The sequence below is a fragment of the Jiangella gansuensis DSM 44835 genome, assembly GCF_000515395.1.
Classification (GTDB): domain Bacteria; phylum Actinomycetota; class Actinomycetes; order Jiangellales; family Jiangellaceae; genus Jiangella; species Jiangella gansuensis.
In genome coordinates, this window is the sequence record NZ_KI911782.1 from 437,175 (window position 1) to 450,684 (window position 13,510).

15 protein-coding genes are annotated in these 13,510 nt (G+C 71.0%); 6 read left to right on the top strand and 9 right to left on the bottom strand.

Annotated features, from left to right (window positions below; all coding sequences use genetic code 11):
- Positions 1 to 80 precede the first annotated feature (80 nt).
- On the bottom strand, positions 81 to 506 hold the full coding sequence (locus JIAGA_RS0102225) for a VOC family protein (RefSeq protein ID WP_026874405.1): 426 nt from the start codon (positions 504 to 506) through the stop codon (positions 81 to 83).
- A 79-nt stretch (positions 507 to 585) separates the two neighbouring features.
- Between JIAGA_RS0102225 and JIAGA_RS0102230 the strand changes: the two genes are divergently transcribed.
- From JIAGA_RS0102230 to JIAGA_RS27035, 6 genes are all read left to right on the top strand, one after another.
- On the top strand, positions 586 to 1,221 hold the full coding sequence (locus JIAGA_RS0102230; RefSeq protein WP_051425579.1) for a TetR/AcrR family transcriptional regulator: 636 nt from the start codon (positions 586 to 588) through the stop codon (positions 1,219 to 1,221).
- A 7-nt stretch (positions 1,222 to 1,228) separates the two neighbouring features.
- Positions 1,229 to 2,398, top strand: a complete 1,170-nt coding sequence (locus JIAGA_RS0102235) for an AAA family ATPase (protein WP_026874407.1) — start codon at positions 1,229 to 1,231, stop codon at positions 2,396 to 2,398.
- Positions 2,399 to 2,460: 62 nt separating this feature from the next.
- Positions 2,461 to 2,985, top strand: coding sequence for a 2'-5' RNA ligase family protein (locus JIAGA_RS0102240; RefSeq protein ID WP_026874408.1), 525 nt, complete (start codon positions 2,461 to 2,463; stop codon positions 2,983 to 2,985).
- A 53-nt stretch (positions 2,986 to 3,038) separates the two neighbouring features.
- Complete coding sequence (locus tag JIAGA_RS0102245; RefSeq protein ID WP_026874409.1) at positions 3,039 to 3,311, top strand: type II toxin-antitoxin system Phd/YefM family antitoxin; 273 nt, start codon at positions 3,039 to 3,041, stop codon at positions 3,309 to 3,311.
- Positions 3,308 to 3,736, top strand: a complete 429-nt coding sequence (locus JIAGA_RS0102250) for a type II toxin-antitoxin system VapC family toxin (RefSeq protein ID WP_026874410.1) — start codon at positions 3,308 to 3,310, stop codon at positions 3,734 to 3,736. Before JIAGA_RS0102245 ends, JIAGA_RS0102250 begins: the two co-directional genes overlap by 4 nt.
- 9 nt (positions 3,737 to 3,745) lie before the next feature.
- Positions 3,746 to 4,537, top strand: a complete 792-nt coding sequence (locus JIAGA_RS27035) for a sterol carrier family protein (protein WP_051425580.1) — start codon at positions 3,746 to 3,748, stop codon at positions 4,535 to 4,537.
- A gap of 19 nt (positions 4,538 to 4,556) precedes the next feature.
- On the opposite strand, the gene JIAGA_RS32695 is transcribed toward JIAGA_RS27035, so the two are convergent.
- From JIAGA_RS32695 to JIAGA_RS0102295, 8 genes are all read right to left on the bottom strand, one after another.
- Positions 4,557 to 5,264 carry a zf-HC2 domain-containing protein gene (locus tag JIAGA_RS32695; RefSeq protein ID WP_026874411.1) on the bottom strand — a complete coding sequence of 236 codons (708 nt, stop codon included), beginning with the start codon at positions 5,262 to 5,264 and terminating at the stop codon, positions 4,557 to 4,559.
- Positions 5,257 to 5,787, bottom strand: a complete 531-nt coding sequence (locus tag JIAGA_RS0102265) for an RNA polymerase sigma factor (RefSeq protein WP_211239474.1) — start codon at positions 5,785 to 5,787, stop codon at positions 5,257 to 5,259. The genes JIAGA_RS32695 and JIAGA_RS0102265 overlap by 8 nt, the downstream gene beginning before the upstream one ends.
- Positions 5,788 to 5,865: 78 nt before the next feature.
- The gene (locus JIAGA_RS27045; protein WP_035811984.1) at positions 5,866 to 6,153 is read right to left on the bottom strand and encodes a hypothetical protein; all 288 of its coding nucleotides are present in this window, start codon (positions 6,151 to 6,153) and stop codon (positions 5,866 to 5,868) included.
- A gap of 10 nt (positions 6,154 to 6,163) precedes the next feature.
- The gene (locus tag JIAGA_RS0102275; protein WP_026874414.1) at positions 6,164 to 7,849 is read right to left on the bottom strand and encodes a sodium:solute symporter family protein; all 1,686 of its coding nucleotides are present in this window, start codon (positions 7,847 to 7,849) and stop codon (positions 6,164 to 6,166) included.
- Positions 7,850 to 8,238: 389 nt separating this feature from the next.
- Positions 8,239 to 9,591 carry a serine hydrolase gene (locus JIAGA_RS0102280; RefSeq protein ID WP_157553570.1) on the bottom strand — a complete coding sequence of 451 codons (1,353 nt, stop codon included), beginning with the start codon at positions 9,589 to 9,591 and terminating at the stop codon, positions 8,239 to 8,241.
- 83 nt (positions 9,592 to 9,674) lie between these two features.
- Complete coding sequence (locus JIAGA_RS0102285) at positions 9,675 to 11,111, bottom strand: rhamnulokinase (protein ID WP_026874416.1); 1,437 nt, start codon at positions 11,109 to 11,111, stop codon at positions 9,675 to 9,677.
- Positions 11,112 to 11,115: 4 nt separating this feature from the next.
- Positions 11,116 to 13,155, bottom strand: a complete 2,040-nt coding sequence (locus JIAGA_RS0102290; RefSeq protein ID WP_026874417.1) for a bifunctional rhamnulose-1-phosphate aldolase/short-chain dehydrogenase — start codon at positions 13,153 to 13,155, stop codon at positions 11,116 to 11,118.
- Positions 13,152 to 13,508: an L-rhamnose mutarotase gene (locus tag JIAGA_RS0102295; protein WP_026874418.1), complete on the bottom strand. Its 357-nt coding sequence runs from the start codon at positions 13,506 to 13,508 to the stop codon at positions 13,152 to 13,154. The genes JIAGA_RS0102290 and JIAGA_RS0102295 overlap by 4 nt, the downstream gene beginning before the upstream one ends.
- Positions 13,509 to 13,510: the final 2 nt, after the last annotated feature.

Genomic DNA, 13,510 nt, shown 5'->3' on the forward strand with positions numbered 1-13,510 from the left:
TGGGGTCCTCCCGCCTCAACGGGAATGCTTGCCTGTGATGGCGTGAGAAGGCCTGGGGTGTCGCGGGGTCGGCGGGCGACTCAGTCCCCGGCCTCCGCCACGTACTGGGCGGCGTACTCGCCGGTCGGTTCGATCGGGGTGATCACGTCGACCAGGACGCCGTCAGGCGCCTCGACGATGAAATGCCGCTGGCCGAACGCTTCGCTGCGCAGGTCGAGCGCTACGGGCAGTCCCGCGGTCTGCACCAGCCGGGTGTAGACGTCGTCCACGTCAGGGACCTCGACGTTGAGCAGCAGCCCGCGGGCCGGCTGGCGGTACGCGGCCGGGATGGTCTCGTGCCGGTGGTCGACGAAGGCCAGTTCGAGCCCCGGTGCGACGCGGTGGCGCAGGCTGACGTACCAGTCGGCCTCGAACGTGACCTCGAAGTCGAAGTGTTCGACGTAGAAGGCGCGGGCGGCGGCCACGTCGGAGCTGCAGATGACAGGGTAGAAGCCGGTGGGTGTCATTGGGCACTCCCTTGCTCGATGGAAGATACGTACCGTAGGTATGTGTCTGGCAAGCCAAGCTAGGATACGTACCATCGGTATGTCAACAGGCTCCGGAGGCGCGGTGACCAGAACGAAAGAGCAACAACGCCTCGACACCACCCGTGCGCTCCTCCGTGAGGCGCGGGAGCGGTTCGCCCGCGACGGCTACGCGGCGGTCAGCCTGGCCGAGATCGTCGCGGCCGCCGGCGTCACCAAAGGCGCGCTCTACCACCACTTCGCGAACAAGGCCGCGCTGTTCCGGGCGGTTGTCGAACAGCTCCAGGGCGAGGTGGCCGACCGCGTCGTCGCCGCAGCCGAGGCCCACGACGATTCCTGGCGCCAGCTCACCGCCGGGTGCGAGGCGTTCCTGCGCGCCAGCGCCGACCCCGATGTACGGCAGATCATGCTGGTCGACGCGCCGGCCGTGCTCGGCTGGGACGAGTGGCGAGCGCTGGACGACGCGTCGTCCGCGCGGCACCTACGGGAGGCCCTCGAAGCGGTGATCGACGACGGCGTCGTCGCGCCTCAGCCGGTCGGGCCACTCACACACCTGCTGTCCGGCGCGATGAACGAGGCCGCGCTATGGCTGGCCGGCTCCGACGACCCACGCGACCTCGACGACACCGTTGCGGCCCTGTCGCGGCTCCTGGACGCCCTGCGGCAGCCGGCTCCTGGCCGACGTGCCGGGGGATGATGGGCGCATGCTCCGGACGGTCGCGATAGCGAACTACCGATCGCTGCGCGACGTCGTGCTCCCGCTGACCGGGCTCGATGTCGTCACTGGCGCCAACGGTACCGGCAAGTCGAGTCTGTACCGGGCGCTGCGGCTGCTCGCCGACTGCGCGCGTGGTGACGTGATCGCCTCGCTCGCCCGGGAAGGCGGCATGCCATCGGTCACCTGGGCCGGGCCGGAGCGGTTGAGCCGCGAGATGCGGGCAGGCGAGCAGGCAGTCCAAGGAGTCCGGCGGACGGGGCCGGTCAACGTGCGGATGGGTTTCGCCGGCGACGACTTCGGCTACCTGATCGACCTCGGGCTACCGCGGCCCATCAACAAGACGGAGCCGTCGTTCTTCGATCTCGACCCGGAGATCAAGCGCGAGGCGATCTGGAGCGGTCCGGTCCTGCGTCCCGTCGCCATGCTGGCGGACCGTCGCAACGAGATGGCGCGGGTGCGGGCGTCGGGCGGCGACTGGGACCACGTGGCGCAGGGGCTTCGCCCGTTCGAGAGCATGCTCAGCGAGATCGTGGATCCGGTCCGGGCTCCCGAGCTGCTGACCGTACGGGAGCTGGTGCGCGGCTGGCGCTTCTACGACCACTTCCGCACCGACGCCGACGCGCCGGCACGTCAGCCCAGGCTGGGCACCCGCACCATGGTCCTCGCCGACGACGGCGCCGACCTCGCGGCCGCGCTGCAGACGATCCGCGAGATCGGTGCCGCGGACGCCCTCGACGCCGCCGTCGCCGAGGCGTTCCCGGGGTCTCGTCTCAGTATCGAGCAGGTCGGTGGCCGCCTGGACGTGTCGTTCCACCAGCATGGGCTGCTGCGCCCGCTGACCGGGGCAGAGCTCTCCGACGGGACACTGCGGTTCCTGCTGTGGGCCGCTGCCCTGCTCACTCCTCGCCCGCCGGCCCTGATGGTGCTCAACGAGCCCGAGACGAGCCTGCACCCGGACCTGTTGCCGGCGCTGGCCGGGCTCATCGTCAAGGCGCACGAGGCCACGCAGGTGGTCGTCGTCACCCACTCGCGCCCCCTGATCGAGCAGATGGGTGCTGCGGCGGCGCGCATCGAGCTGATCAAGGACCTGGGTGACACCCAGGTCGCCGGGCAGGGCCGGTTCGACCGACCGTCGTGGAACTGGGGAACCCGCTGACGGCGGGGGCATCGTCTGGCACGTCGAGCGTCGGCTCGATGCGCGGGCTCTAGCGTAGGGCCGTGGCCCTCGCCGTCTGCCTGCTTCTCGATTCGCGGGCCGACCTCGCCGTCCGCCGGCTCTGGAGCCGGCTCGAGGAGCGCGGGATCGCGTCGTTGGCGTCGCACACCCATGGCGGGCACGTGCCCCATGTCTCGCTCGCAGTTCTGCGTCGCTGGGACGGCGACGAGGTCCGCGCCGCCCTCGACACCCTGCCGCAGGGGGAAGCGATCGACCTGCACTTCGACGGGATCGGGACGTTCCGGCGCGGCCGCTGCTGGCTGGTCTCGGCGGTCACCGCTGACCTCGTCACCCGCCAGGAGCGGCTCGTCGACGTGCTGCGGGCCAGCGGCGCCGACCTGCACCGCAACTACGAGCCCGGCTCGTGGATCCCGCACTGCACGATCTCTCCGCGCGTCCAGCTGGCCGATCTCGGTGTGCTGGCCGCGACAGTGTACGTCGTCCTGCCGTTGCGGGCGCGGGTGGAGCGGGCGGCACTGATCGACAGCGGCACCGGCCAGCAGTGGCCGTTGCCACACCTTCCCTGACCAAGATGACCATTATGACTATTAAGACTATCCTGGTCGCGGAGGTGGTTGCGGTGAGTCAGCTCGCGCACGCCGAGGAGTGGAGCGTCGCGGACGCAAAGGCGCGGTTGAGTGAATTGCTGGAGACCGTCGACCGGGAGGGTCCGCAGACCATCACCCGGCGCGGCCGGCCAGTGGCGGTGGTGGTCTCGGTCGAGGAATGGGCGTATCGCAAGCGCCGCCAAGGAACGCTCGCGGATTTCTTCGCGACCTCGCCCCTGCGGCAGCTGGGCGGGGAGCTGGACATCCCGCCAAGGGACGACCAGATGCGTGAGATCGATCTGTGAACTATCTGATTGACACCAACGTCGCATCCGAGCTCATCAGCGCATCCCCGGACCCGCGGGTCGAGCGCTGGATTCAGAGCGTGGATGAGGACACCGTTCACGTCAGCGCAATCACGATCGGCGAGCTTCGGTACGGCATTGAGCGGCTGACTGTCGGGCACAAGCGAAGCAGACTCGAAGAGTGGCTGGCGGGCCTGTTTCTACCTCGCTTCGAGGGTCGTCTACTTGCTGTGACTGCGGACGTTGGGGATATGTGGGGCCGTATCAAGGCAAGCGCGCAGTCCGTGGGCCGCCAGTTGACGCCGGCCGACGGACTCATCGCGGCAACGGCGTTCTGCCACGACCTCGTCCTGGTGACCAGGAACGTCGGCGACTTCGCGGCCACCGGGGTCGAGCTGCTCAACCCGTGGCACGACGCCGGGTAGCCTGCCGAGGTGGCGAAGCGCATCGATCCGTCCACGGTGCGGGCGGCGTATCGGGGTGGGCACGAGGCCCTACGCACCTGGCTGACCGACCTCCCATCGCGTGCCTGGGAGCAGCCCAGCGTCCTGCCCGGCTGGGCCGTCGCCGACCTGGCCGCACACCTCGCCCTGGTCGCCGACGCGGTGACGGCGGTGGCTCCGGCTCCGCGTGGGGTGCGCGCACGGACCGTCAGCGACTACCTCGCCGCATACGCACCCGTTGCCGGTGAGCAGGCCGAGCGCACCCGCGCCGTCGCCGCCGATGCCGGCCGTGACGCCGAGCGCATCCTCGCCGCCGTCGACGAGCGGTACGGCGCCGCCGTCCGGGCCCTCGAGGACCTCGGCCTGGACGATGTCGTCGTGACCACCCGCCGGGTACCTGTCCGGCTCGGCGACTTCCTGGTCACCCGGGTCATCGAGGCGGCGGTCCACGCCGACGACCTCGCCCGGTCCGTGCCTGACGCCGGCCCGCCCGCGCTGCCTCGCGACACCCTCCGGCTGGCCGTCCGGGCCCTGCTCGACGTCCTCGCCGAGCGGGCACCGGGTCGCAGCGTCGAGGTACGGGTGGCGCCGTTCGCCGCGGTCCAGTGCATCGAGGGCCCCCGGCACACCCGCGGCACTCCGCCGAACACCGTCGACCTCGGTCCGGCGTCCTGGTTGCGGCTCGCGGCCGGCCGCACGACCTGGAGCGACGAGGTGGCCTCCGGTGCCGTGCTGGCCAGCGGTAACCGGGCCGACCTCTCCGCCCACCTGCCGCTGCTCTGACTCGTCGCGGCCGACGGCGTCAGTCCGCCAGGTCCGCGGCGAACACCGTCCCGTCGGCGGCCACGAGCTCGATCCGCTCGATGTCGCGGATGTCGTACTCGACCGTGGCGCCGGTGCCGCCGCCGTCGTCGGACACCTCGTACCGGGCGACGCTCTCCGTCTCCTCGCCGGTGGCGACGATGACGTCGTACGTGCCGGCCGGGACGGAGCCGTCGAGCACTGTGAACACCCACGACGGCTCGCCCTGGTACAGGAAGACGTGACCGACCTGGGCGCCGTCGGGGTCCTGGATCGGCGCGGCGTGGAAGTAGCGGCCGTTCGCGACCTCCAAGGTGTCTCGGTAGCTCGCGGCCAGGTCGCGGTCGTCGGAGCCCGACTGCCAGGCGATGCCCGCGCCGACCGCACCGGCCACCGCGACCGCGGCGGCTGCCGCCAGTAGTGGCCACCGGCGGGGCGGCCGCAGCGACGTCACCGCCGCCGGCTCAGTACCCGGATCGGCGGCGATGCGGGCCAGCACGGCGCCTTCGAACCCGGCCGGCGGATCGTGTTGCGGAGCCACCAGCAGGACGTCGTCGGCGACCTTGGTCAGCTCCTCCAGCTCGCGACGGCAGTCGGGACACCCGGCCAGGTGGCTGAGAACTCGGGCGCGGTCCGGGCCGCTGGCGGCGCCGGTCGCGACCTCGGCCAGGGCATCGGCGATGTCGCCGCACCTCGTGGGCTCAACCATGGTTCACCTCGAGCATCGTGCGCAGCCGGGACAACCCGGTCCGGATGCGGGTCTTGGCTGTTCCGAGCGGTATCCGTTGTCGTTCGCTGATCTCCCGTGCGGTCAGGCCGAAATGGACGGACAGCAACACGGCGATCGCCTGCTCGCGCGGTATCGCGCGCAGCGCCGTGGTGATCCGGTCGCTGTCGGCGACCCGGTCGCCGTCGTTGGCCGGCGACACGAGCATCTCGGCCATCACGGCCGGCTCGGTGGCCAGCTCACGGCGGACCCGCAGCACGTCGATGGCGACGTTGCGGGTGATGGTGAGCAGCCACGTCGATGCCTGCGCACGGCGGGCGTCGTAGTTGCCGGCATGCCGCCAAGCCCGCACGAACGCCTCCTGCGCCACCTCCTCTGCAACGGCCGGGACGCCGACCACCGACAGCGCGAGGCCGAACACGCGACCCTGGTGGCGGCGCACGAACGCCGCCATCGCATCAGCGTCGCCGGCTGCCATTCCGGCAAGCAGGGCTTCGTCGGACACGCTCACATCCTGGTGTACGCGAATGGCGGCCGGATCGATTGCGCTGGGTGCTCGGCGTGGCGTGGACAGTTTTCCGGGTCACTCGCCGGAATGCTGTTCCTTCGGCAGTTCGCTCACCACGACCGGGCGCAGCAGTGCCCAGGTGACGAAGACGCCGGCGGCAACCAGCAGCCCGGTTCCGGTCCAGAGGTTGACGTTGACGCCGCCGGCCTTGTCCAGGTCGGCATCGCTGGTGGCGAACAGCCCCATCCCGAGCAGGATGAGGCCGAAGATGCCGAAGAGGCCCGCGATGACGGTCCGGATGTCGAAGAGGCCTGCCCGGCGCGCCCGGCGGGCCGAATCGGCGGAGGTTCTCTCGGGGCTCATGTCCGGCTCCTCAGAAGAAGACGATGTTCAGAACGATGATCAGCGCCAGCGCGATGCCGGCCATCAGACCCGGCCGCTGATACCAGGCCTCATCGCGGTCGCGCGGGTCACGCAGGTCCTCCTTCGGGGTCAGCCCGTACACCAGGCCGACCAGCTCACGGGCCGGCTTGGGCGCAGTGGCCTTGCTGACGACGACGCTGACCACGATGTCCACCACGAACGCCGCCCCCGCCGCCACGAACGCCGCGCCCTGGCCGGGCAGGTCGAGGACGCCGGTCTCGGAGAGGACGAAGATCGTCACGGCTGACAGCGTCCCCGCGACCAGTCCGATCCAGCCCGCGGCGGCGGTCATCCGCTTCCAGAACATCCCGAGGATGAACGTGGCGAACAGTGGCGCGTTGAAGAAGGAGAACAGCTGCTGCAGGTAGTCCATCAGGTTCGAGTAGCCGGACGCGATGAACGCGGTCCCGATGGCGGCGAACGTCGCGACGACGGTGATGGTGCGCCCGACGCGTAGGTAGTACTGGTCCTCGCGGTCCTTGACGACGTAGCGCTGCCAGATGTCGTAGCTGAAGACCGTGTTGAACGAGCTGATGTTGGCCGCCATTCCGGCCATGAACGACGCCAGCAGCCCGGCGATGGCCAGGCCCAGCATCCCGTTGGGTAGCAGGTCGCGGATGAGCAGCAGGATCGCGTCGTTGTAGTCGACGCCGGTCTCCGCCGACTGGGTCTCCTTGAACTGCGCGAGCTCAGGCACGATGATCGCGGCGATCATGCCGGGGATCACCACGATGAACGGGATGAACATCTTCGGGTAGGCACCGATGATCGGGGTCCGGCGGGCCGCCGACATGCTCTTGGACGCCATGGCTCGCTGCACTTCGACGAAGTTCGTCGTCCAGTATCCGAAGGAGAGTACGAAACCGAGTCCGAACACGATGCCGATGACCGAGAGCACGCTGGAGTCGAAGCCGGCCAGTTCGTTGCCTGGCCACGCGCCCATCTGCTCGGTCGAACCGGTGGAGTCGCGCACTCCGTCGACCAGTCCGTCCCAGCCGCCGACCCGGTTCAGCGCCACCATGGTCAAGGGGAACAGCGCCGCGACGATGACGAAGAACTGCAGGACCTCGTTGTAGATGGCGGCGGACAGCCCGCCGAGGGTGATGTAGCTCAGCACGATCAGCGCCGCCGCCACGATGGCAACCGGGATCGGCCAGCCCAGCAGCGCGTTGACCAGGGTTGCCAGCAGGAACAGATTCACACCCGCGATGAGCACCTGCGCGACGGCGAAGCTGATGGCGTTGACGAGGTGCGCGGTCGGTCCGAACCGTCGCAGCATGAACTCCGGCACGCTGCGGACCTTGGAGCCGTAGTAGAACGGCATCATCACGATGCCGAGGAACAGCATCGCCGGTACCGCGCCGACCCAGAAGTAGTGCATGGTCGGCATGCCGTACTCGGCGCCGTTGGCCGACATGCCCACGATCTCGATGGCGCCGAGATTCGCGGAGATGAACGCCAGGCCGGTCACCCACGCCGGCAGTGATCGCCCGGACAGGAAGAAGTCGAGGCTGTCCGACACCGCGTAGCGGGCCATCAGCCCGATTCCCAGGACGAACGCGAAGTAGATCGCGATCAGCGTGTAGTCCCAGAATCCAGCGTCGAGTCGCAAACTCGCGTCCGCGACCAGGGTCATCGCCATCACTCCCGGCAGCCGAATCGCCGCCGCCGCCAGCCCGGCGGTGGGGCGCCGGCCGTCGGCGCCACCGTGACCCTACCCGTTAGTAGCGGTCACATCCCCGGTCTCGGAGATCACGCGTCCGCCAGCCAAGACACGCCACAGGCGCTGGTCGTTCCCGCCTGCCGGCGCCGATGTCACTGCTTCGGTGGCGACACTCGGCGCCGGTAGCGCGGGCCTTCTCGCGTTCGGAGACCACGCCGCAACACTTCGGTCGCGTTCGGTCTCCGGCGGCGAGGATGCACACGGCCAGGCGGTCAGGGCGAGGCATTCTCCCGCTTCACCAGGCATGCATGGGTGGTGGGGCGAACACACCCATGCCGGACGTGATCATTTCCAGCCGGTTGCTAGTGCCAGCCGGCGCGGTCGATGCCGCCGGGGACGTCGGCGGCGGGATCGTACGGGGTGCGGGTGAACCGGAACGACGCCAGGTCCAGGTGGCTCACGGTGCCGTCCGGGCGGCGGATCGCGACCAGTGGTTCGCCGTTGTAGTACCCGTCCAGGCCGACCCAGCGGCCGTCGCCGTCGGGGCGGAACCGGGAGGTGCGGCCCCCGCCGCTGGCCGGCGCCAGGCGTAGCCACCCGTCGTCCATGGCGTGCAGTTCGAACGTCGCGGATCCCCAGTACCAGTGCCCGACCAGCTCGAAGACCTCGGGCGCGACGTCGCCGGCCTGCCACGTCGACGGCAGCCGGGGCTCGGCGGTGACGAACGCGTCCAGCAGGTCCGCTGCGAAGCTCCGGGTCAGTCCGGAGGTCGAGTTGGTGAGGACGACGACGCCGTCGCCGGTCTCGACGTCAACGCGCACCTCGGCGAGGAAGCCGGGCATGGATCCGCCGTGCCCGACGAACCGTCGCCCGTCGGTGTTCCACAGCTGGACGCCGAGACCGTGTGCACCGGTCCATGGGGCGCCGGGCACGTCGACGACCACCAGCGGCCGGCACATCTCGGCCAGGGTCTCCGGGTCGAGGAGGTCGCCGGTGCGGCCACCGAGGAACGCCGCCCAGCGGGCGAGGTCGTGCACCGTCGTCCACAGTTGGCCGGCCGGCGCCATCGCCCCGCCGTCGTGCTCGGGCTCGGTCAGCAGCACGTCCGCGAACGGGTGGACCGCGAGGCCGTGTGCGTGCGGGGCGACCGGCCGCTTCGTGGTGCGGTCCATGCCCAGCGGCTCCAGCAGCTCCTCGGCGACGACGCGGGACCAGGAGGTGCCGCGCAGCCGGCTCACCAGTTCGCCGAGGACCCCGAAGCCGACGTTGGAGTAGTGGAACAACCGGCCGGCCGGGTGGCGGCGGCCGAGCTGGTCGACCAAGGACCGCCACGGCCCGCCCTGCGTGCGCTCCCACCACGGGCCGTCGGTCTCGGCCTGTACACCAGCGGCGTGCGACAGCAGTTGGGCGATGGTGACGTCGCCGATCGAGGTGTCCGGGAGGTGCCGCTCGAGTGGGTCGGCGAGGTCCAGCTTCCCTTCGTCGCGCAACCGCAGCACGGCCACCGCGATGAACGTCTTCGTGATGGAGCCCATGCGGTACTGCGTGTGCTCGTCGGCGTCGCGTCCGGTGCGGCGGCCGTCGATGGTGCCGCGGGCGCCGGACCAGACGAGTTCGCCGTCGCGGACGACGCCGGCGGCGAGAGACGGCAGCCGGCTGCCGGACTGCTCCACGGCGAGCCGGCGGGTCAGGTCGGTGGCGGTGGCAGGCTGGATCACGCGCTGAGCCTAACCGCCTGCTCGGACACCGGTGATCGACAGGGCGGCGCTACCCCATGGCGGTAGCAACCCGCTGTCGATCACCGGGACGGCTCGTAGCGGCGAGTCTCCTGAGTGGCCCGGATCAGCGCCCGCAACGCCCACCGGTCGCCGTCGACGACGCCCAGCGAGCGAGCCTGCACGAGGACGTTCCCGAGCGCGGTCGCCTCGACGGGGCCGGCCACCACCGGCAGCTCGCAGGCGTCGGCGGTCAGCTGGCACAGCAGCTCGTTCTGGGCGCCACCGCCGACCAGGTGGACGACGTCGACCTCGCGGCCGGACAGCGCGGTGGCCTCGCGGACCGTCCGCGCGTACGCCGCGGCCAGGCTGTCGAGGATGCTGCGGACCAGCTCCGGCCGGTCCGCGGGCACCGGGACGCCGGCGCGCCGGCAGGCGTCCTCGATGCGGCTGGGCATGTCGCCGGGCGGCAGGAAGACCGGGTCGTCGGGGTCGAAGACCGGCCCGCCGGGCGGCACCTCGGCGGCCGCGGCAAGCAGCGTCGCCAGGTCCTCCACGTAGCCCGACCGCCGCCACGTCTCGATGGACTCGCTGAGCAGCCACAGGCCCATGACGTTGCGCAGGTACCGGATGGTGCCGTCGACGCCGCCCTCGTTGGTGAAGTTGGCCGTGCGGCTGGCCTCGGTGAGCACCGGCGCGTCGAGCTCCACCCCGACCAGCGACCAGGTTCCGCAGGAGACGTAGGCGAACCGCTCGTCCGCGGCCGGGACGCCGACGACGGCGGAGGCGGTGTCGTGCGAGCCGACCGCCGTGACGACGGCGGACCGGGGGAGCCCGGTGTCGTCGAGCACCTCCGGCCGCAGCGGGCCGACGACGGCACCGGCCCGGCGCAGCGGCGGGAACAGCGACGGCCGCAGTCCGGCCGCGGCGATCAGGTCGCCCGCCCAGTCGCCGGCGCGCACGTCGAACAGGCCGGTCGTGGAGGCGTTGGTGGCCTCGGTGCCCAATGTGCCGGTCAGCCAGTACGTCAGCAGGTCCGGCAGCAGGGCGACGTGGTCGGCGCGGGACAGCGCGGCGCCCTCGGCGGCCAGCTGGTAGATGGTGTTGAACGGGAGGAACTGCAGCCCGGTGACGGCGTACAGCTTCTGCTCGTCGACCAGCCGGTGCACGGACTCGGCGACGCCGTCGGTACGGCTGTCGCGGTAGTGGTACGGGTTGCCCAGCAGCCGGCGGTCGGCGTCGAGGAGCCCGTAGTCCACCGCCCAGGAGTCGATGCCGATGCTGGCGATCCCGCCGGCTGACCCGTCGTCGGCCGTGGCCCGCACCGCGGCCGCCAGCCCGTCGAGCACGTCCCGGTACAGCCTCAGCACGTCCCAGTGCAGGCCGTCGGGCAGCCGCACCGGGACGTTGGGGAAGCGGTGCGCCTCGGTGAGGTCCAGCCGGCCCGGGCCGACCCGGGCCAGCATCACCCGGCCGCTGGAGGCGCCGAGGTCGACCGCTGCCACCGTCGCCGATGTCATCGCGTCACCGCAGGAACGCCGCCGCGACGCCGGCGTCGACGGGGATGTGCAGGCCGGTGGTGTGCGACAGCTCGCCGCCGGTGAGGGCGAACACGGCGTTCGCGATGTGCTCGGGCAGCACCTCGCGCTTGAGCAGGGTGCGCTTGGCGTAGAACGCGCCGAGTTCCTCCTCCGGGACGCCGTAGACGGCGGCCCGTTTGGCGCCCCAGCCGCCGGCGAAGATGCCGGAGCCGCGGACGACGCCGTCGGGGTTGATGCCGTTGACCCGGATGCCGTGCTCGCCCAGCTCGGCCGCGAGCAGCCGGACCTGGTGCGCCTGGTCGGCCTTGGTGGCGCCGTACGCGACGTTGTTGGGTCCGGCGAAGACGCCGTTCTTGCTGGAGATGTAGACGATGTCGCCACCGATGCCCTGCTCGATCATGACCCGGGCGGCCTCGCGGGACACCAGGAAGGAGCCGCGGGCCATCACGTCGTGCTGCAGGTCCCAGTCCGCGACGCTGGTCTCGAGCAGCGGCTTTGAGATGGACAGCCCGGCGTTGTTCACCACCAGATCCACCCCGCCGAAGGCCAGCACCGCCTCGGCGAACGCGGCGGCGATCTGCTCCTCGGAGGTGACGTCGACGGTGACCGGGACGGCGACGTCGGTGCTGCCGATCTCGGCGGCGACCTCGGCGGCCGCCGCACCGTTGAGGTCCGCGACCACGACGCAGGCACCCTCGGCGGCCAGCCGCTGCGCGATGGCCTTGCCGATGCCCGAGCCCGCACCGGTGACCAGCGCCACCCGGGTGGCCAGCGGCTTCGGCTTCGGCATCCGCTGCAGCTTCGCCTCTTCCAGCGCCCAGTACTCGATGCGGAACTTCTCACTCTCGTCGATCGGGGCGTACGACGAGACGGCCTCGGCGCCGCGTATGACGTTGATGGCGTTGACGTAGAACTCGCCGGCCACGCGGGCGGTCTGGGCGTCCTTGCCGAAGGAGAACATCCCGACGCCGGGGACCAGCACGATGGCCGGGTCCGCACCGCGCATGGGCGGGCTGTCACCGGTGGCGTGCCGCTGGTAGTAGGCGGCGTACTCCTCGCGGTAGGCCGCGTGCAACTCACGCAGTCGCGCGACGACGTCGTCGAGCGGCGCCGTCGCGGGCAGGTCCAGCACCAGCGGCCGCACCTTGGTGCGCAGGAAGTGGTCTGGGCACGACGTCCCCAGTGCCGCCAGCGGGCCGAGCTTCTCCCGCGACAGGAACTCCAGGACCACGTCGGTGTCGGTGAAGTGTCCGACCTGCGGCTTGTCGGTTGATGCCAGGCCGCGGATCGCCGGGGCCAGCGCCGCCGCCCGGGCCCGCCGCTGTGCCTGCGGCAGCGGACCGAACCCGTCGACGAGCGCACCGAACGGCTCGGCCTTCCCGCGGTCGGCCAGGAAGGACTCAGCGGTGCGGATCATCCACAGCGAGTTGGCCTCGCACTCCTCGCTGGTGGCACCCCAGGCGGTGATGCCGTGGCCGCCGAGGATGCAGCCGACGGCCTGCGGGTGTGCGGCCTTGATGGCGGCTATATCCATACCCAGCTGGAAGCCGGGCCGCCGCCACGGCACCCACACCACCTTCTCGCCGAAGCACTCCTTCGTCAGGGCCTCGCCGTCGGCCGCGGTGGCCAGCGCGATGCCGGAGTCCGGGTGCAGGTGGTCGACGTGCGCGGCGTCGACGAGACCGTGCATGGCGGTGTCGATGGAAGGAGCCGCGCCGCCCTTGCCGTGCAGGCAATAGTCGAACGCGGCGACCATCTCGTCCTCGCGTTCCACGCCCGGGTACACGTCGATCATGGCGCGCAGCCGGTCCAGCCGCAGCACCGCCAGGCCCTTCTCCTGCAGCGTGCCGAGGTCGCCACCGGACCCCTTCACCCACATCAGCTCGACGTCGGTGCTGGTCACCGGATCGGTGTCGGTGCCCTTCGCCGACGTGTTGCCCCCGGCGTAGTTGGTGTTGCGCGGGTCCGCGCCCAAGCGGTTGCTCCGCTCGATCAGGGCGGCCACGGCGGCGTGTGTGGTCATCGGTCCTTCCCGGGTTCAGGGGTCAGCGCGGCCAGTTGGTCGTCGAGGTTGAACACCTCGTCCACCAGCCGCCAGTTCTCGTCGGGCCGGCCGCCGTCGGCGAACAGCTCGGCCATCTCCCGCTGCCAGCGGTCGTTCACCTCGGTGGCGGCCATCGCCGCCTTGGCGCGGTCGAGGTCGTCGGTCTCGACGTACCCGACCAGCAGGCCGTCGTCACCGAGGAACAACGAATAGTTGCGCCACCCGGTGTCGCGCAGCGCCCGCAACATCTCCGGCCAGACCGCCGCGTGCCGGCGACGGTACTCGTCCAGCCGGTCCGGATCGACGCGTGAGACGAAGCAGTACCGCGGCACGG